Consider the following 16,683-nt stretch of genomic DNA (forward strand, 5'->3'; position numbering starts at 1 on the left):
CCTCGCCCTCCGAAGGAGGACGAAAGCTCTTCGCTCCAAATGCTTCGGGTTGAACGAAACACGCGGGTACAAGCGTTGCCCGCCAGGGTTTGATGGGCATGAGTGACACGTGGGGAAAGCCGGCGGGCAGTGCCCGCCCTACGACAGGGCCAGAGCATCGCGCACAGGGTGCGCTCCTGCAGGTGCGGGCTACGCAAGAGAAGCGCGATCATCGCGCCATATCCCATCCCGGCACCGCAAACCCCTCCACCAGAAAATCCACCAGCCTGCGCGTCTTGATGGGCAGGTGCTTGCGCGACGGATACACCGCGTGGATGCCGAGCGTCATCGCGCGGTACGTCGGCATCAGTTCGACCAGGTCGCCGCGGCGCAGGTCGTCGGCGACGATGAAATCCGGTTGCAGGATGATGCCCTGATGGTCGAGCGCTGCCGCGCGGCAGGTGTCGCCGTTGTTGGCGTGGATGCGTGCATGGATGCGCACCACGATGGGGGTGTCGTCGGGCGCGGTGAAAGTCCATTCGTCGCGGCCTGCGAAGTAGCTGTAGGAGATGACTTCGTGCTGCGCCAGTTCGGCGGGGTGCGTGGGCGTGCCGTGTTCCGCAAGGTATTGGGGGGATGCGCAGGCGATCATGCGGGTGGTCGCCAGCTGCCGGCTGACCAGTTGCGAGCTGGGCAGGTTGGTGATGCGCACGGCGAGGTCGTAGCCCTCTTCGACGAGGTCGACCACGCGATCGCTGAGGTCGATGTCCAGCGACACTTTCGGGTACAGCTGCGCGAAGCGTCCCCACAGCGGGGCCAGATGCAGTACGCCGAAGGTGAGCGGCGCGTTGATGCGCAGCATGCCGCTGGGCTCACCGCTGCGCGAGCTGATTTCCGATTCCGCTTCGTCGACTGCGGCCAGCATCTCCTTCGCGCGGGCGAAGAACAGCTGGCCGTCGTCGGTCAGCGACAGCCGCCGCGTGGTCCGGTGCAGCAGGCGCGTGCCGAGGCGCTGTTCGAGTTCGCCGACATGCCGCGATACCGCCGCCTTGGACAACCCAATCGCGTCCGCCGCGCCGACGAAGCTACCGGCCTCGACCACCGCCACGAAGCTGGCCATTTCCTGGAATTTATCCACGACGCCTCCTTTTGTCTCGAATTTCGAGACAGAAAGTCAATGCAAAGCTAGTTTATCGGTGATTCGCTGGTCAATAGAGTACGTTCCATGCCCGGACGTCCCGGGTCCCTGACGGAGACTTCCATGAACATCACCCTGATCGGCACCGGCAACATGGGTTCGGCGCTTGCCAAGCAACTCACCCGCGCCGGCCACGCCGTGCGCATCACCGCCCGCGACTTGGCCAAGGCCCACGCGCTCGCCGCCGCGAATCCCGGTGCCGTGGCCGCGGCTGCCGCCGATGCGCTGGCCGGTTCGGACGTCGTCATCGTCGCCACCGGTTACGCCGATGCGGTGCCGGCGCTGCGCTCGCTGGGTTCGCTGGCGGGCAAAATCGTCATCGACATCACCAATCCGCTGACCGCCGACTACATGGGGCTGACCCTCGGCTACGACACCTCGGCCGCCGAGGAGATCGCCAAGGCCTTGCCCGAAGCCGAGGTGGTCAAGGCGTTCAATACTTTGTTCGCGCAGGTGCTGGCCGACGGCCCGCAGTTTGCCGATGGCCAGGTGGCTCCGGCGTTCTTTGCCGGTGACAGCGAGCGTGCCAAGCAGACCGCGAAAGCGTTGATTGAAAGCCTTGGTTTCACGCCGGTCGATGCCGGCCCGCTGAAGAACGCGCGCTATCTCGAACCGCTGGCCGGACTGAACATCTATCTCGGCTACGGCGCCGGTCTTGGCACGTCGATCGCGCCGACCTGGATCAGCAAGGCCTGATGCGTCCGCGTCATCCCCTCACTTCTCGTCATCAAGGAATCCTCATGAACGCTTCGCTCGCGCTGTTTGGCCGCATCGGCCTCTCGCTCATCTTCATCATTTCCGGCTGGGGCAAGATCGCTGCCTACGCCGGCACCCAGCAGTACATGGAATCCGCAGGTTTGCCGGGGGCGCTGCTGCCGCTGGTGATCGCGCTGGAACTCGGCGGTGGCCTGGCCATCCTCACCGGTGCTTTCACCCGCTGGATCGCGTTGGCGATGGCCGCGTTCTCGCTGGTCAGTGCCGTGGTGTTCCACGCCCACTTCGACGATGCCGCCCAGGCGATCAACTTCTGGAAGAACGTGGCGATGGCCGGCGGCTTCCTGACGGTCGCCGCCCACGGTGCCGGCGCGCTCAGCCTCGACCACTTGTGGAACAAGCGCCGCAACGCCTGAGTTTCCATCCTGCAGTCACGCAACGGGCGCCTCGCGCCCGTTGCCCATGGAGAAAACACCATGACCACCGCCCCTTCGCTCTTCATCTCCCACGGTTCGCCGATGTTTGCGCTGGAACCGGGCCTGCTGGGCCCGAACCTGCGCGCCATCGGCCAGTCGCTGAGCGGCATCACCGCCGTGCTGGTGGTGTCGCCGCACTGGCAGACGCGCGGCGTGCGCATCGGCAGCAACGGCGCGCCGGGAACGATCCACGACTTCGGCGGCTTCCCCGAGCCGCTGTATCAGCTGCAATACCCCGCGCCGGGTGCACCGGCGCTGGCGCAGGACGCGGCGCGTCTGCTTGCGTCGGCGGGTTTTGAAGTGACCCTCGACGAACGTCGCGGCCTCGATCACGGCGCATGGGTGCCGATGCGCTACCTGTTTCCGGACGCCGACGTGCCGGTGTTTCAGGTGTCGCTGCCGCAGGGCATCGATGCGGCCGGCGCCCTGCGACTGGGCCAGGCGCTGGCGCCGCTGCGCCAGCGTGGCGTGCTGGTGGTCGGCTCCGGCAGCCTCACCCACAACCTGTACGAATTCCGCCAGCACATCCGCGACCCGGAATACGCCCAGCAATTCGTCGACTGGGTTCGCGACGCGATAGCCGCGCGCGATGTCGAAGCGCTGCTCGACTACCGTCGTCGCGCCCCGCACGGCGAGCGTGCGCATCCGACCGAGGAACACTACCTGCCGCTGCTGGTGGCTGTGGGCGCAAGCTCCGCGACGGACACGGCGCAGCTGGTCGAAGGCGGCATGACCTACGGCGTGCTGTCGATGGATTCGTTCGCATTCGGCCTGCCTCATGTCGCGCAGGCCGCGCCGGAGAAAGCAGCATGAAGACCTTGTCAGCACCGTCGAACGACTCGGCCTTTGCGCTGGCCTTCCGCACCTTGCAGCCGCCGCCGGACAAGCCGACGTCGCTGCTGGTGCTGCTACATGGCGTGGGTGGCAACGAAACCAATCTCGCCGCGCTCGGCGCCGAGGTCGACAGCAACACGCTGGTGGTCTTGCCGCGCGGCCCGATCACGCTGGGCTCGACAGCGTTCGGCTGGTTCCGCGTGGCCTTCAGCGGCAATGGTCCGCAGATCGTGGCCAGCGAAGCCGACGCCAGCCGTCGCAGCCTGATCGACTTCATCGGACAACTGCAGCAGGCTCACGGCATCGACGCGGCGCATACCGTCGTGGCCGGCTTCAGCCAGGGCGGCATCCTCAGCGCCAGCGTGGCGTTGACCGCGCCCGAGCGCGTCACCGCATTCGCCGTGCTGGCCGGGCGCATCCTGCCGGAGCTCGAGCCGCTGTTGGCGAGTCCGGAACATCTGTCCGCCTTGCGGGGCTACATCGCGCATGGCACGCACGACGACAAACTCCCGGTGAGCTGGGCACAGCGCAGCGATGACTGGCTGACCCGCCTTGGCGTCGCCCACGAGACGAAGCTCTATCCGACCGGCCACGAACTGGGCGCGCCAATGTGCGCCGACTTCCTCGCCTGGCTGTCCCGGGAAGAGCCGCGCGGGAACCGGCCCACCGCCGGGCGATAGGTCGATCCTGCACTTGCGGCGTGCAGGACGTCCGATCCGGCCGGGTCGGACGTCCGGTCCGACGGTCTCGGGCGACCGAACGCCCCGGCGGAGCGAGGCTGGAGTTCGCATTCCGCCCAGGTAGACCACCATGTCCCTTCTGCTGTCTCTCGTTCGCTGGACCGCCCGGTTTCTGTTCGCGCTCACGTCGGTGGCGGTCGCCATCTACGCCTTCGGCTATCTCTATCGCAGCCACGCGGCCGGCAATCCGTTCGCCGCGCAGTTCGCGATTTCCGGATGGGACGTGCCGCTGCACATGTTCCTGGCCGGGCTGGCGTTGCTGCTGGCGCCGTTGCAGCTCAGCGCCGGCGTGCGCCGACGCCTGCCGGCGCTGCATCGCACCGCGGGCTGGTTGTACGTGGCCGCGATCCTGATCGGTGCGCCGTCGGGACTGTCGCTGGCGTTCCATGCGCAAGGCGGCGCGGCCAGCGGCGTCGGCTTCGCCCTGCTGGCGCTGCTGTGGCCGGTTTTCACCTTGCGCGGCGTGGTGCTGGCGATCGCGGGCGACACCGCCGGCCACCGGCGCTGGATGTGCCGCAGCGTGGCGTTGACCTTCGCTGCCGTCACGCTGAGGGTGGGACTCGGCGTGGGCGCGGGTGTGCTGCACCTGCCGTTCCTGTCGGTCTACATCACGATGGCGTGGGCGTCGTGGCTGCTCAACCTTGCCGTGTGCGAATTCATCCTGCGCTGGCCGTCGTGGCGTCGCGCGCGTGCCGCCGGCGGTAGTCGCTGGGCGTCTCGCCCAACTGGCGCTTGAACGCCGCGTTGAAGGTCGATTTCGAGGTGAATCCGCAGGCGTAGGCGAGGTCCAGGATCGTGCGCGTCTCGCCCGGATTGGCCAGATGGTCGCGCATCGCGTCGATGCGCAGGCGGTTGACGTAATCCCAGAAAGTGGCGCCGAAGCGGCGGTTGATCACCACCGATACCAGGTACTCCGGGTAACCGCTGCGTCGCGCCAGCTGGCCGATCGTCAAGGCCGGCTCGCGGTAGAGCTGTTCGCCGCTCATCAGTTGGGTGAGCCGGACCTCAACTTCGGGAAAGCGCGGGTCGTCTTCCACCTCGTCGCGCGAGCGATCGGGCGGCACGCCGCTTTCGTCGGGCGTCGCTGCATCGTGTCCGGCACCGGTCATCGGCTGGGCCGGCACCTGCGGCTGCGCCAGGCTGAACCAGCCGATCACGAAGATCCACAAGGCCACGGCACCGTAGATCAGGTGGTAATCCACGAACGGAATGTGCGCGATTTCCCGCAAGGCGGCGATGCACCAGATCAATGCCTGCGAGAACGCCATCGCGCCGAGCCATTGCAGCGACTGGCGGTCGGCGTCGGCACGACGCGCGCGCAATTCCTGTCGGAACCGGGCGATCCGCACCAGGGCCGCGGCGACGTAGGCCAGCGCGTAGCCGAACAGGAACAGCGTGAACCACGCTCCGGGTCCTTCCCAACCGGCGTTACCGGCAAGCCGTGGCCAGGCCACCACCAGCGCCAGTGCGAAGCCGGCGAAATGCACCAGGTCGCGCATGCACAGGCGACTGCCGGTGGTGAGTGCACGCACGTAGACATAGAACAGACTGGCGTGCAGGAACGGAAACAGGCTGACGACCGCGTAGGCCAGCGACCAGCGATCATCGGCCCCGGCCAGATGGACGGCCTTGACCGCCAGGTCCACGCCGACCAGGCCGGTCCATGCGGACAGGACGCGGTTGGCGGCAGCATTGGCCGGGCGCCGCCACAGCGCCAGTGCGAGCAGCACCGCCTGGGCGGCGGCACTGGCGTAGATGATCACCCAAGCCTGCATGCGGAAACCGTGGAAGCCGAAGCGCGCCAGTGTAGCTGCACGGCGAACAGCCCGGACTGGTCAGGCCGGCGTCACCGCGGTCTCAGTGCAGCGCGGCGCCGAAGCGGTCTCCGCGCGGCAGGTAATGCTGTTGCGGGTCCAGCGAGACGAGGACGTGGTGCGCGCGGCCGACGATCTCGCTGCGGGCGAAGAAGCCGAAGTAGCGCGAGTCCATGCTGTTGTCGCGGTCGTCGCCCAGCAGCAGGTACTGGCCGGGCGGAACCTTGGTCGGACCGAAGTTGCTGAGCGGGCTGGGGTGACCGTTGGACAGGCGGATCGCGTGGCGCAGCGCGCCGTAGCGTTCGGTTGCGTAATGCGCGGGATCGCGCAGGTCGTCGTGGATGCCCTGGTAGCCGCTGGCCGCGTAGCTGGCCGCGCGGCCGTTGATGAAGAGCACGTTGGCGCGCATCGCCACCTCGTCGCCGGGCAGGCCGATCACGCGTTTCACCAGGCGCTCGCGCGCGGCCGGCGAATCCAGCACCACGATGTCGCCGCGTTGCGGATCGGCCAGGTGGCGCAGCGAGACGTGGGTCAGCGGCAGGCGCAGGTCATAGGCCAGCTTGTCGACCAGGATGCGGTCGCCGATGCGGATGGTCGGCTGCATCGAGCCGGTCGGCACCACGTTCCAGTCGGCCACCGCGCTGCGGAAAACGACCATGCACAGCATGAAGGTGATGAAGCCCCGGTTGCGGGTCAGAAAGCGGACGAGCCTGTGCATGCAGATCTCCAGTCGGGTGTTCCGGGTGCAGGGCGATGCGGGGCGAACGCCCGTGGTCAGGAGGATGACCGCGCCGGCAAGGCGAAGTTTCCTGATGGCCCCGGTTCGTCACCCGTCGGGTACGACGAAGCAGACTTCAGTCGTGCGCAGCCGGGACGGCTGGAAGCTGCGCCGCCATCTTCACCAGATCCGGCAGCGAGCGCGCATGCATCTTGCGCATCACCTTGCCGCGGTGCGCCTTCACCGTGATCTCGCTGATGCCCAGGTCGGCGGCGATCTGCTTGTTCAAGCGACCGGCCACCACCATCGCGAGCACTTCGCGCTCGCGAGGCGTCAGCGAGGCATGGGCGTCGCGCAGCCCGTGCAGGCCTCGCTCCCGCACCAGCGCTTCGCGGCTGCGCTCCAGCGCGTCGGCCATGGCGAGCAACAGCACGTCGTCCTCGAACGGTTTGGTCAGGAACTCGGCGGCGCCGGCCTTCATCGCGCGCACGGTGAGCGGGATGTCGCCGTAGCCGGTGATGAAGATGATCGGCATCTCGGGCCGGTCGGTGCCGATCGACGTCTGCAGGTCCAGCCCGTTGAGGTCCGGCAGGTTCACGTCCAGCACGAGGCAGCTGGGCGCCGTGGGCCGCGGCCGGGCCAGGAAGGCCTGCGCGGAGTCGAACAGCTCGGGTAGCCATCCGGCGGAGCGGATCATCAGCTCCAGCGATTCGCGCACCGAGATGTCGTCGTCCACCACGAAGACGATGGGCAGGGCCGAAGGCATCGCTGAAAACCTCGATTCGTCGATGGGTGCAAAGTCTGCGTTGAACATGCCACGACCTCCCGCTGGCGTCGAATGTTTGTCAGTTCAGCGGCAGAGCGGCGCCGAGTGCCCGCAGCAGGGCCGCCTCGCTGAACGGTTTGAACAGGCAGTCCACCGCGCCCTGGCGAATCAGCCGTGGCCGGTCGGCGGCGTCGCCGTGCGCCGTGATGAAGATGATCGGAATCGCGTGACCGCGCCGGATCAGTTCAAGCTGCAGGTCCGGCCCGGACATGCCCGGCATCGCGATGTCCAGGATCAGGCAGCGGGTCGTCCCGACGTGGCCCGAGGCGAGAAACGCCTCGGCCGACGCGAACGCCTCGACCGCGAAGCCGAACTCACGCAGCAGGTCCGGCAGTGACTCGCGCACGGACTCGTCGTCATCCACCACCGACACGAGTAACGGCAGGCCCATCAAGAACGCTCCATGACGTGATCCGGATCGACGTTGCTTTCCGGGTGAACGTGGTCTGCCTCCGGCGCATCGAGCTCGCTGGCGGCCAGCTGGGGCAGGGAAAACGCAAAGCTCGCACCGCAGCCGTCATTGGGTGTGGCCCAGAGACGGCCGTCGTGGCCTTCGATGATCGAACGGCTGACTGACAAGCCCATGCCCATGCCCGTGCTCTTGGTGGTGTAGAACGCCTGGAACAGCCGTTCCGCATCGTGCGGGTCGAACCCGATGCCGCTGTCGCTCACGGTCAGGCGAACCCGCGCGCCATCGTCGCGCGAGGTGCTGATCCGCATCTGCCGCGGTCGATCCGCCACCTCGCTCATTGCGTCGCTGGCATTCATCACCAGGTTGAGGATGACCTGCTGCAGTTGCACCCGGTCGCCGCGGATAGGGGGAAGGTCGTCGTCGAAATCCGGATGCAGGATCACGCCGCCACGTTGCAGTTCGCCCAGCAGCATCGCGATCACCTCGCGCGCGGCCTCGTTGAGGTCGACGCGTTCGGTCGTCATGTCCTTCTTGGCGAACAGCGCGCGCAACCGCTTGATCACGTCGGAGGCGCGGTTGCCGTCGCGGATCGTGCGGCGCGCGGTTTCGCGTGCGCCATCGACATTGGGCGGATCGGCGCCGAGCATGCGCAGGCAGGTATTGGCGTTGGTGATGATGCCGGCCAGTGGCTGGTTCACCTCGTGCGCGATCGACGCGGTCAGGGCGCCGAGCGTGGCCACGCGCGCCACGTGGGCAAGTTCGGTGCGCGCCTTGCCCAGGGCTTCTTCCGCCAGCCTGCGGTGGGTAATGTCCTGCACGGCGGAGATGTATTCCAGTCCACCGTCCTCGTCGCGCGTCATGTGGGCGACAAGGTGCAGGAACTTCACCTTCCCGTCGGGCATGAGCAATCGGTGCTCGCTTTCGAAATCCCTGGCCTCGTAGCGTTGCCGCCGCAGCATTTCATCGTGGGCGGGAATGTCTTCCGGGTGGATGCGGGTGTTGATCAGGTCGTGTGTCAGCGTCACGCCGGGATCGAATTCGTAGATGCGATACAACTCTTCCGACCAGAGGATTTCGTCGGTAGCCACCCGCCAGGCAACCGTGCCGGTCAGGGTGAGTCGCTGGGTCCTGGCCAGAAACGCTTCGCTCTGCCGCAGCGCGGCCTCGCTGCGGGAGCGTTCGATCGCGATGCTGGCCAACTGCGTGAACTGTGCGATCAGGTTGTGGTGCGACGGCTCCGGTGCCCTGGGTTCGCGGAACAGGATCGACAGCACGCCCATCACGTCACCGGTGCTGGACTTGACCGGCGTCGACAAATGGGCGCGGATGCCGTGCGCGAACGCGGTTGACTGCCACGCCTCCCAACGGGCTTCTTCGGCCACGTTCGCCACGAACACCGGCACGTCGCGCGTCGCCGCCAGCGCGAGGGGACTGGCATCGGACTCCAGCGGTCGGCCATCGGTGTCTTCCAGCAGGTCGGCGGGCACATCCGGGGCGGCGCCTGGCTGCAGGCGCAGGCGCCGCGATGTTTCCTGCACCGAGCGCGTGCGCCGGGGGTCGACCAGCACCACGCTGCAAAGTGCGTCATCCAGGCTCGCCTGCACCAGCTTGCAAAGCGATGCGAGCACCTGCGACAGCGGTGCGCCGCCAGCCATCAGCCCCAGCAGGTGTTTCTCGCCCGCGAGCAGCATCTCGGCCCGCTTGCGATCGTTGATCTCGGTGTTTTGCCCGTACCAGTTGACGACACGGCCGGCGGCGTCCAGCAGCGGCACGGCGCGGATCAGAAACCAGCGATAGCTGCCGTCGAGGTGGCGCAGCCTGGCTTCGAATGATCCGGGTTTGCCGGCATCAAGCAGCGCTTGCCAGTAGTTGCCCAGCGGGAGGGCATCCTCCGGATGAATCCGCGACGTCCAGCCATGGCCCAGCGACTGCTGCAGGCTGAGGCCGGTGTAGTCGCACCAGCGCTGGTTGATGAATTCCACCTCGCCGGTCGGCTTGGCCCGCCACACGAAACCCGGCACCGTGTCGATCAGCGCGCGCATGTGATTTTCCGAATCCGCCAGCTCATCCAGCGTGCTTGCCAGCAAGGCCTCGCCGCGCTTCTGGTCGTCGATGTCCACGTCCAGCGTGCACCAGCGCTCGATGCGGCCTGCGGCACCCCGCATCGGCTGGCTGAACACGTGGAACCAGCGATAGACGCCATCGGCGCGGCGTGAGCGAAATTCCATCTCGAACAGGTCGCCGGTCTCGACGCAGCGTTCCCAGGCGGCAACCACGGCAGGCAGATCGTCCGGGTGAATCAGATCGGCCGACTTCCAGCCTCGCTGCTGCTCCAGTGTCGCGCCGCGAAATTCCTGCGACCGGCGATTGGAATACTCGATCTCTCCGTCAGGCGTCATGAGCAGCACGGAGGCGGGGATGACATCGGCCATTGCCGCGAAATCGCCGACGAAGCTCAAGGCTACGCCGGTCGTGTGCCGGTGATCTTCGATGTCACAGGCCATGCCGAGCCAATGGGTCAGCTTGCCGGTGTCGTCGGTTACGGGGCTGACCCGCAAGACGAAGTGGTGCCAGGCGCCATCGAAACGCCGCAGGCGTGCCGCCATGTCCACGGGTTGCCGCGACGCCACGATGACATGCCAGTGCTCACGCAGCTCGGGCAGGTCGTCGGGATGGATGGCATCGAGCCAGCCCTGGCCGGCGGCATCGCCAGGCGTGCCGCCGGTGTATTCGCACCAGCCCCGGTTGACGTGGTCGACCTGCCCGTCGGGACGCGCGATCCAGACAAGTCCCGGAATCACATCGACGGCGCGGCTGAATTCGTTCTCCATACCGGCCCTCGCTTGGCGTCGTCGTGGCAGCAGGATGCGCCAGTCACCGGCGCCTGCCCATCATACTTTGGTGTCGGTTGGCGGCGTGCCGGTTCGGTGGCCCCGAGCGGGGCCGTCCGGAAGGGCGCGTCGATGGAGGCTCGCTTCGTGTAGCGTGCGCCCGCTCCAGGTAGGCGTGGCGCAAGGTCGACCGACACCATCGTGCGATCGCGCGGCCGTGATCGCTCTGGTCTGATCGCTCCCCTGACTTTCCAGAGAGAGCACGCTCATGAACGACACCAACAGTCTCGCCGGCAAGGCCGCGCTGGTCACCGGCGGCTCCCGTGGCATTGGCGCGGCCATCGTGCGCCGGCTCGCCAGCGAAGGCGTTGCGGTTGCCTTCACCTACGCGGCTTCACCGGCGGCCGCCGAAGAAATCGTTGCCGGCATCGCAGCGAACGGTGGCACCGCCGTTGCGATCAAGGCGGATAGCGCCGAGCCTGCCGAAGTCGAAGCGGCGGTGGCACAGGCGGCGCAGCGGTTTGGCCGTCTGGACATCCTGGTCAACAACGCGGGCATCATCAGCAACGGCAGCGTCGACAACTACGCGCTGGCCGATTTCGACCGCATCGTGGCAGTGAACGTGCGCGCTGTGTTCGTGGCGGTGCAGGCGGCGCTGGCCCACATGGGTGAGGGTGGGCGGATCATTACCACCGGAAGCGTGGCGGCGGACCGCACCGGCTTTGCGGGCTCGTCGGCGTACAGCATGAGCAAGGCGGCGGTCGCCGGCCTCACCCGCGGCATGGCCCGCGACCTCGGGCCACGCGGCATCACCGTCAACGTGGTGCAGCCCGGCCCCACCGAAACCGACATCGTCAGCGACGAAGCCGTGCGCGAACGGCTGCGGCCGATGATGGCGCTGGGACGCATGGGCAGTGGTGATGAAGTGGCCAGCCTGGTCGCCTACCTGGCCCGCCCCGAGGCCAGTTACATCACCGGCGCGGCACTGACGGTCGACGGCGGCTACCTGGCGTGAACGGCCAGCGAGCGCTGCCCTTGCGGATCATCAGAAGGCCGGCACGAATGCTCCTGGGCGACTGGCGGTGATCAAGACCTGCGCGCCTTGCAGGCGCGCTGCGTTCACCACATGCCATGTCTGGAAGAACGTGAGGTGGCTGCCAAGGCCAGGCGCCGTTGTTTGAGCCTGCCAGGAACCTCCGCCCCCATTAATATCGCCGATGGCAATTCAAAACGTCATTCAGCGGAGTCCGCCATGCACCTCGAAGTGTTGAAAGTACGCCTCCATTCACTCAAGGATTTCGCCAAGCATTATCTGATGATCGTGCTGAGCATCCTCACGGCGCTGGGGCTGGAAGCCTGGATCGAACATGCGCATCACCGTCATGCAGCGGCCGAGGCCAGTACCCAGATCGAAGCGGAAATCCGCGCGAACCTCGCGGAATGCGATACCGATCTTCAACACGACCTGGCGCAGATGGTGCGACTGCGGGGCATCCGGGATGAGGTGACCCGGGAGCTGAAGATGCACACCTCCGATGACCTGATCGCGCAGCGCGTCCTGGAGCAGACCAGGCAACATTTCGACCTGAAACTCATGTTTCCCACGTTGCGCCATGAGGCATGGGACGTGATGGTCGCCAATCAGTCGGCCGGGTGGATCGATCCGGGCCGCTTGCAACGGTACGCCGTGGCCTATGCGAGCCAGCGCGACGTCGTTACCACGATGTCCGAAGACACGGAGCTGCTGATGAGCGGGACCGGTCTGGTCGACACGGTGGCCGACTTGCGTACCGATACGGTGCATCCGCGGGAATTCCTGCATGTGGTCAGTCAGATGACGGCCATGCTTGAGCAAGCGGTGAACAATCTGCAGACACTGAGGAAGCAACTTGCCTCCGCATTGCCGGATACAGACACCGGCGCCTCATAGCGGCCATGTCTCCGCTAGCCGAATGAGCAGGCGGGCGCCTCACGCTCGCCTGATGTCGTTCCTCGGATAAGCGTGCCGCTCGACGCCACTGCAAGCTGCGTTTCCTTGCGAGGCGCTGTTGCGCGTGTCCGCATCCGCGAGTGCGGACACGCCTGAATGTCTCCATGCCAGCGTCATGGCAGGGAAGATCGGCGAATTCGCGGCAGTCTCAGGGTAGCCTTGCGCACAGCCACCGATACCAAGGTATCGACCGACACCATCGTGCAATCGTGCGTCTCCGGGTCTTCTGGTGTGATCGGTTCTGCGAGTTGCCGCTCGGCAGCTCACCGTTTCGCATCGCTCGCTGCGGTGCTCCCGTCCCCGGAGATCGGTCATGTCTGCATCCCCTTCGTTGCCCCGTCGGCGCCCCATCGTCGCCTCGTTCCTGGTCATGGCGAGTGCTGTCGTCTTGTCGGTGCCTTGCCATTTCGCCCAGGCCGCTTCGGTCGCCGGTGCGCGATCGACTGCCGGCAAGGGCGACACGAGCATTCGTCCTTTCCGAATCCACGTGCCGGAGTCCGAGCTGGCCGACCTGCGCAAGCGCATCGCTGCTACACGTTGGCCCGACAAGGAAACCGTGAGCGACGCCTCGCAAGGTGTGCAGCTGGCGACGATGCAGGCGCTGCTTAAGTACTGGGGCAACGGTTATGACTGGCGCAAGGTGGAGGCGAAGTTGAATGCACTGCCCGAATTCGTCACCACGATCGACGGTGTCGACATCCAGTTCGTCCACGTGCGTTCGCGCGAACCGAATGCGATGCCGCTGATCCTCACCCACGGCTGGCCGGGTTCGCCGCTGGAGTTCATCAACACGATCGGGCCGCTGACCGATCCGGTGGCCCACGGCGGCCGTGCCACGGATGCGTTCGACGTGGTGATCCCGGCGATCCCCGGCTACGGCTTTTCGGGCAAGCCGACCGAGCTTGGCTGGAATCCCGACCGCGTGGCGAGGGCGTGGGACGTGCTGATGAAGCGCCTGGGCTACACGCATTACGTGTCGCAGGGTGGCGACCACGGCTCGGTGATTTCCGATGCGCTGGCACGCCAGGCGCCGAAGGGCCTGCTCGGCATCCACCTCAACATGCCGGCGACGATACCGGCGAACCTGGTGACCGGCATCAACACCGACGCGCCGGCGCCGGCGAATCTTTCCGCCGACGAACGTCGCGCGTACAACCAGCTCAGCACCTTCTTCGGCCGCAACGCGGCGTACGGCGCGATGATGGTGACGCGGCCGCAGACCATCGGCTATGCGCTGTCCGATTCGCCCGCCGGCCTGGCCTCCTTCACCTACGAGAAGATCGCCGAGTGGACCGACAGCGACGGCCACCCCGAGCGCGTGCTCAGCCGCGACCAGATCCTCGACGACCTGACCCTGTACTGGGTCACCAACACCGGCGCCGCGTCGTCGCGCTTCTACTGGGAAAACAACAACAACAACTTCAGCGCCGAGGCGCAGAAGACCGCCACCATCAAGGTGCCGGTGGCGGTGACGGTGTTTCCCGGCGAGATCTACCGCGCGCCGAAGAGCTGGACCAGCCAGGCGTATCCGTCGCTGTACTACTTCCACGAAGCGGCCAAGGGTGGCCATTTCGCCGCGTGGGAGCAGCCGCAGGAGTTCAGCGAGGAATTGCGCGAGGCGTTCCGTCCGCTGCGCAAGAACGCCGAGGACGTGACGGCCGCGCCGGCCGGCTGACCACGGAGGCAGGTGCGGCCCCTGGCTGCGCTTGTCCATTCTCCACTTCGCCATGGAGCGAACCATGACCACGACTACCACCTTGAAACGTGCCGTCCTCGTAGCGCCGACGCGTCCGCGCCCGGCGAACCGGTCCTCCCTGTTGCGGCTGTACCTGGTCCGCGGCGTGCTGGCCGTGCTGTGGGCGGCAGCGTTTGCCAAGGGACATGACCCGCTCGATGCGCTGGCGATCGCGCTGCTGGCGACGTATCCGCTGATCGACGCGGTGTCGTCGCTGATCGACTACGCCAGCATGCCGCGCGACGCGGAACGCCGGATCACCGCCTTCAACGCGGTGCTGAGCACGCTCGCCGCGATCGGCATGGGCGTGGCGGGAACGCTCGGCGTGGCGCAGGCGCTGGCGCTGTTCGGCGCGTGGGCGGTGATCGCCGGGGCGGCGCAGCTGGTGCTTGGCCTGCGCCGGCGCGGACGCGAACTGGGCAGGCAGTGGCCGATGCTGATTGCCGGCGGCCTGTCTTTCCTGGTCGGCACGTCGTACGTCGCCCGTGCGCTCGGCGAGCAGCCGTCGCTGGCCGTGTTGTCGGTCTACGCCACCGGCGGCGGCGTGTTTTTCATCATCCAGGCAGGCCTGCTGGCCTGGCGCGCCAGCCAGCAACGACGCGCCCCGCACTGAGCGTTGCCTGTTTCCCCACTTGAACCCGAACCGCAGGCACGCGCCTGCGCGGAGACTGTCATGAACTTGAACATGTTGAACGGACCGAGCCGGTCCATCCGTCGCCGCTTCCTCAGTACCTCGCTGCTGGCGCTGGCGATCACGCAGCTGGGCCTGGCCGGTTCGGCCGATGCGCAGCCGATCCAGCCCGTGCCCGCGCCGGTTGCCACGGCGCACGCGACGCTGGGACCGTTGAAGCACGTCAAGGCCGGTGTGCTCGACGTGGCCTATGCCGAGGCCGGCCCGGCCGATGGGCCGGTGGTGATCCTGCTGCACGGCTGGCCGTACGACATCGACAGCTTCGCCGAGGTAGCTCCGGCGCTGGCGGCGAAGGGCTACCGCGTGCTGGTGCCCTATGCGCGCGGCTATGGCGGCACGCGCTTCCTGTCGGCGAAGACCATGCGCAATGCCGAGCCCGCCGCGCTGGCGCAGGATGTCATCGACTTCATGGATGCGCTGAAAATCGAGCGCGCCGAACTGGCCGGCTTCGACTGGGGTGCTCGTTCGGCCGACATCGTCGCAGCCTTATGGCCGCAGCGGGTGACGTCGCTGGTGTCGGTGAGCGGCTACCTGATCGGCAGCCAGGAATCCGGCAAGCAGCCGCTGCCGCCCAAGGCCGAGCTGCAGTGGTGGTACCAGTATTACTTCGCCACCGAGCGCGGCCGCATCGGTTATGCAAAGAACCGCCACGACTTCGCCAGGCTGATCTGGCAGCTGGCCTCGCCGCAATGGAAGTTCGACGACGCCACCTTCGAACGCAGCGCCGTGGCGATGGACAACCCCGACCACGTCGCCATCGTGATCCACAATTACCGCTGGCGGCTGGATCTGGCCAGGGGCGAGGCGAAGTACGCGACGCTGGAAAAGAAGCTGGCCACATTCCCGGCGATCAGCGTGCCGACCATCACCATGGAAGGCGACGCCAATGGCGCACCGCATCCGCCAGCGGAGGCCTACCGCAAGCGCTTCAGCGGCAAGTACGAATACCGCCTGATCAGCGGCGGCATCGGCCACAACCTGCCACAGGAAGCACCGCAGGCGTTCACGAAGGCAGTGGTCGACGCTGATCATCTCTGACGCCGCCCGAGCCTTCCCCTCCGGCCGTCATTTCCGCGAAGCGGGAATCCATCCTGATCTCGCAGGGAAGCGACCTGGATGACCCGCTCCGCCGTGGTGGAGCGATTCCCGCTTTCGCGGGAATGACGGCATTGAAAAAGTCGAGTCTGTGAAGGGAGTACTTCGATGAAACTGCTGCAGCTCGTGATTTTCGCGGCGGCCGCCACCTCTTGCACGTTGGCGGTGGCGTTCGCCACTCACGCCACCGCCGAAAAGCCCGCCTCGCCGATCTACGGCGTCACCATCCCCGACGGCTACCGGCAATGGCAGTTGATCGCCCCGGCGCAGGAAGCGGCGCCGCTGAACGAGCTGCGCGCGGTATTGGGCAATGCCATCGCGATCCAGGCCTATCGCGAAGGTACGCTGCCATTTCCGGATGGCGCGGTGCTGGCCAAGCTGGCGTGGAAGCGTGTGCCGTCGAGCGAGTTCGAGCCGGCTTCCGTCCCCGGTGCGGCCACCACGGTGCAGTTCATGGTGAAGGATTCGAAGAGGTACGCGGCCACTGGCGGCTGGGGCTTTGGCCGCTTCATCAACGGCAAGCCGGCCGACGAGACGCAGCACCGCACCTGTTACGCCTGTCACCATTCGCGGGTGAAGAACCACGATCTGGTGTTCACCCGCTACGCGAAGTGAGTTGTTGATCAGCAG

At 66.8% G+C, this 16,683-nt stretch carries 17 protein-coding genes; 11 read left to right on the top strand and 6 right to left on the bottom strand.

What is annotated here, in order from left to right; translation table 11 throughout:
* Positions 1-208: 208 nt before the first annotated feature.
* The gene (locus ASD82_RS06405) at positions 209-1,117 is read right to left on the bottom strand and encodes a LysR family transcriptional regulator (protein WP_056716982.1); all 909 of its coding nucleotides are present in this window, start codon (positions 1,115-1,117) and stop codon (positions 209-211) included.
* A 123-nt stretch (positions 1,118-1,240) separates the two neighbouring features.
* Here ASD82_RS06405 and ASD82_RS06410 point away from each other — a divergent pair, with 123 nt between their 5' ends.
* The 5 genes from ASD82_RS06410 (at position 1,241) to ASD82_RS06430 (ending at position 4,677) form a co-directional block, all read left to right on the top strand.
* Complete coding sequence (locus tag ASD82_RS06410) at positions 1,241-1,873, top strand: NAD(P)-binding domain-containing protein (RefSeq protein ID WP_056716984.1); 633 nt, start codon at positions 1,241-1,243, stop codon at positions 1,871-1,873.
* A gap of 44 nt (positions 1,874-1,917) precedes the next feature.
* Positions 1,918-2,307 carry a DoxX family protein gene (locus tag ASD82_RS06415; RefSeq protein ID WP_056716986.1) on the top strand — a complete coding sequence of 130 codons (390 nt, stop codon included), beginning with the start codon at positions 1,918-1,920 and terminating at the stop codon, positions 2,305-2,307.
* Between the two features lie 60 nt (positions 2,308-2,367).
* Positions 2,368-3,180, top strand: a complete 813-nt coding sequence (locus tag ASD82_RS06420) for a class III extradiol ring-cleavage dioxygenase (RefSeq protein ID WP_056716988.1) — start codon at positions 2,368-2,370, stop codon at positions 3,178-3,180.
* A complete protein-coding gene (locus ASD82_RS06425; RefSeq protein ID WP_056716990.1) occupies positions 3,177-3,881 on the top strand; it encodes an alpha/beta fold hydrolase in 705 nt (234 codons plus the stop codon). The genes ASD82_RS06420 and ASD82_RS06425 overlap by 4 nt, the downstream gene beginning before the upstream one ends.
* Positions 3,882-4,011: 130 nt before the next feature.
* A complete protein-coding gene (locus ASD82_RS06430) occupies positions 4,012-4,677 on the top strand; it encodes a DUF2306 domain-containing protein (RefSeq protein ID WP_056716992.1) in 666 nt (221 codons plus the stop codon).
* Here ASD82_RS06430 and ASD82_RS06435 read toward each other — a convergent pair.
* The 5 genes from ASD82_RS06435 to ASD82_RS06455 all read right to left on the bottom strand — a co-directional run bounded on the left by ASD82_RS06435 (position 4,598) and on the right by ASD82_RS06455 (position 10,542).
* Positions 4,598-5,716 carry an AraC family transcriptional regulator gene (locus ASD82_RS06435; protein WP_056716993.1) on the bottom strand — a complete coding sequence of 373 codons (1,119 nt, stop codon included), beginning with the start codon at positions 5,714-5,716 and terminating at the stop codon, positions 4,598-4,600. The two genes, ASD82_RS06430 and ASD82_RS06435, sit on opposite strands and share 80 nt — an antisense overlap.
* Before the next feature lie 82 nt (positions 5,717-5,798).
* On the bottom strand, positions 5,799-6,473 hold the full coding sequence (gene lepB, locus ASD82_RS06440) for a signal peptidase I (protein WP_056716995.1): 675 nt from the start codon (positions 6,471-6,473) through the stop codon (positions 5,799-5,801).
* Between the two features lie 136 nt (positions 6,474-6,609).
* Positions 6,610-7,287 (bottom strand): response regulator, encoded by a 678-nt coding sequence (locus tag ASD82_RS06445; protein ID WP_235580652.1) that lies wholly within the window; start codon positions 7,285-7,287, stop codon positions 6,610-6,612.
* 31 nt (positions 7,288-7,318) lie between these two features.
* The gene (locus tag ASD82_RS06450) at positions 7,319-7,690 is read right to left on the bottom strand and encodes a response regulator (protein ID WP_056717001.1); all 372 of its coding nucleotides are present in this window, start codon (positions 7,688-7,690) and stop codon (positions 7,319-7,321) included.
* Complete coding sequence (locus ASD82_RS06455; RefSeq protein ID WP_056717004.1) at positions 7,690-10,542, bottom strand: PAS domain-containing protein; 2,853 nt, start codon at positions 10,540-10,542, stop codon at positions 7,690-7,692. Before ASD82_RS06455 ends, ASD82_RS06450 begins: the two co-directional genes overlap by 1 nt.
* 268 nt (positions 10,543-10,810) lie before the next feature.
* Between ASD82_RS06455 and ASD82_RS06460 the strand changes: the two genes are divergently transcribed.
* The 6 genes from ASD82_RS06460 (at position 10,811) to ASD82_RS06485 (ending at position 16,668) form a co-directional block, all read left to right on the top strand.
* Positions 10,811-11,557, top strand: coding sequence for a 3-oxoacyl-ACP reductase family protein (locus ASD82_RS06460; RefSeq protein ID WP_056717006.1), 747 nt, complete (start codon positions 10,811-10,813; stop codon positions 11,555-11,557).
* A gap of 237 nt (positions 11,558-11,794) precedes the next feature.
* Positions 11,795-12,472 (top strand): hypothetical protein, encoded by a 678-nt coding sequence (locus ASD82_RS06465; RefSeq protein WP_056717007.1) that lies wholly within the window; start codon positions 11,795-11,797, stop codon positions 12,470-12,472.
* Between the two features lie 430 nt (positions 12,473-12,902).
* Positions 12,903-14,207 (top strand): epoxide hydrolase, encoded by a 1,305-nt coding sequence (locus tag ASD82_RS06470; RefSeq protein ID WP_255357995.1) that lies wholly within the window; start codon positions 12,903-12,905, stop codon positions 14,205-14,207.
* A 64-nt stretch (positions 14,208-14,271) separates the two neighbouring features.
* Positions 14,272-14,880 carry a DUF308 domain-containing protein gene (locus ASD82_RS06475; RefSeq protein WP_056717011.1) on the top strand — a complete coding sequence of 203 codons (609 nt, stop codon included), beginning with the start codon at positions 14,272-14,274 and terminating at the stop codon, positions 14,878-14,880.
* 60 nt (positions 14,881-14,940) lie between these two features.
* Positions 14,941-15,996: an alpha/beta hydrolase gene (locus ASD82_RS06480; RefSeq protein WP_056717013.1), complete on the top strand. Its 1,056-nt coding sequence runs from the start codon at positions 14,941-14,943 to the stop codon at positions 15,994-15,996.
* Positions 15,997-16,161: 165 nt separating this feature from the next.
* On the top strand, positions 16,162-16,668 hold the full coding sequence (locus ASD82_RS06485) for a cytochrome P460 family protein (RefSeq protein WP_056717015.1): 507 nt from the start codon (positions 16,162-16,164) through the stop codon (positions 16,666-16,668).
* Positions 16,669-16,683: the final 15 nt, after the last annotated feature.

Origin of the sequence: Rhodanobacter sp. Root179 (genome assembly GCF_001428465.1) — a bacterium.
Classification (GTDB): domain Bacteria; phylum Pseudomonadota; class Gammaproteobacteria; order Xanthomonadales; family Rhodanobacteraceae; genus Rhodanobacter.

What these genes read in the sequence shown, in the direction of transcription:
- ASD82_RS06415 (WP_056716986.1), top strand. Translation starts at nt 1,918, where the DNA reads ATGAACGCTTCGCTCGCGCTGTTTGGCCGCATCGGCCTCTCGCTCATC.
- ASD82_RS06465 (WP_056717007.1), top strand. Translation starts at nt 11,795, where the DNA reads ATGCACCTCGAAGTGTTGAAAGTACGCCTCCATTCACTCAAGGATTTC.
- ASD82_RS06430 (WP_056716992.1), top strand. Translation starts at nt 4,012, where the DNA reads ATGTCCCTTCTGCTGTCTCTCGTTCGCTGGACCGCCCGGTTTCTGTTC.
- lepB (WP_056716995.1), bottom strand. Translation starts at nt 6,473, where the DNA reads ATGCACAGGCTCGTCCGCTTTCTGACCCGCAACCGGGGCTTCATCACC.
- ASD82_RS06470 (WP_255357995.1), top strand. Translation starts at nt 12,903, where the DNA reads ATGGCGAGTGCTGTCGTCTTGTCGGTGCCTTGCCATTTCGCCCAGGCC.
- ASD82_RS06475 (WP_056717011.1), top strand. Translation starts at nt 14,272, where the DNA reads ATGACCACGACTACCACCTTGAAACGTGCCGTCCTCGTAGCGCCGACG.
- ASD82_RS06450 (WP_056717001.1), bottom strand. Translation starts at nt 7,690, where the DNA reads ATGGGCCTGCCGTTACTCGTGTCGGTGGTGGATGACGACGAGTCCGTG.
- ASD82_RS06480 (WP_056717013.1), top strand. Translation starts at nt 14,941, where the DNA reads ATGAACTTGAACATGTTGAACGGACCGAGCCGGTCCATCCGTCGCCGC.
- ASD82_RS06410 (WP_056716984.1), top strand. Translation starts at nt 1,241, where the DNA reads ATGAACATCACCCTGATCGGCACCGGCAACATGGGTTCGGCGCTTGCC.
- ASD82_RS06460 (WP_056717006.1), top strand. Translation starts at nt 10,811, where the DNA reads ATGAACGACACCAACAGTCTCGCCGGCAAGGCCGCGCTGGTCACCGGC.
- ASD82_RS06435 (WP_056716993.1), bottom strand. Translation starts at nt 5,716, where the DNA reads ATGCAGGCTTGGGTGATCATCTACGCCAGTGCCGCCGCCCAGGCGGTG.
- ASD82_RS06445 (WP_235580652.1), bottom strand. Translation starts at nt 7,287, where the DNA reads ATGTTCAACGCAGACTTTGCACCCATCGACGAATCGAGGTTTTCAGCG.
- ASD82_RS06455 (WP_056717004.1), bottom strand. Translation starts at nt 10,542, where the DNA reads ATGGAGAACGAATTCAGCCGCGCCGTCGATGTGATTCCGGGACTTGTC.
- ASD82_RS06420 (WP_056716988.1), top strand. Translation starts at nt 2,368, where the DNA reads ATGACCACCGCCCCTTCGCTCTTCATCTCCCACGGTTCGCCGATGTTT.
- ASD82_RS06485 (WP_056717015.1), top strand. Translation starts at nt 16,162, where the DNA reads ATGAAACTGCTGCAGCTCGTGATTTTCGCGGCGGCCGCCACCTCTTGC.
- ASD82_RS06425 (WP_056716990.1), top strand. Translation starts at nt 3,177, where the DNA reads ATGAAGACCTTGTCAGCACCGTCGAACGACTCGGCCTTTGCGCTGGCC.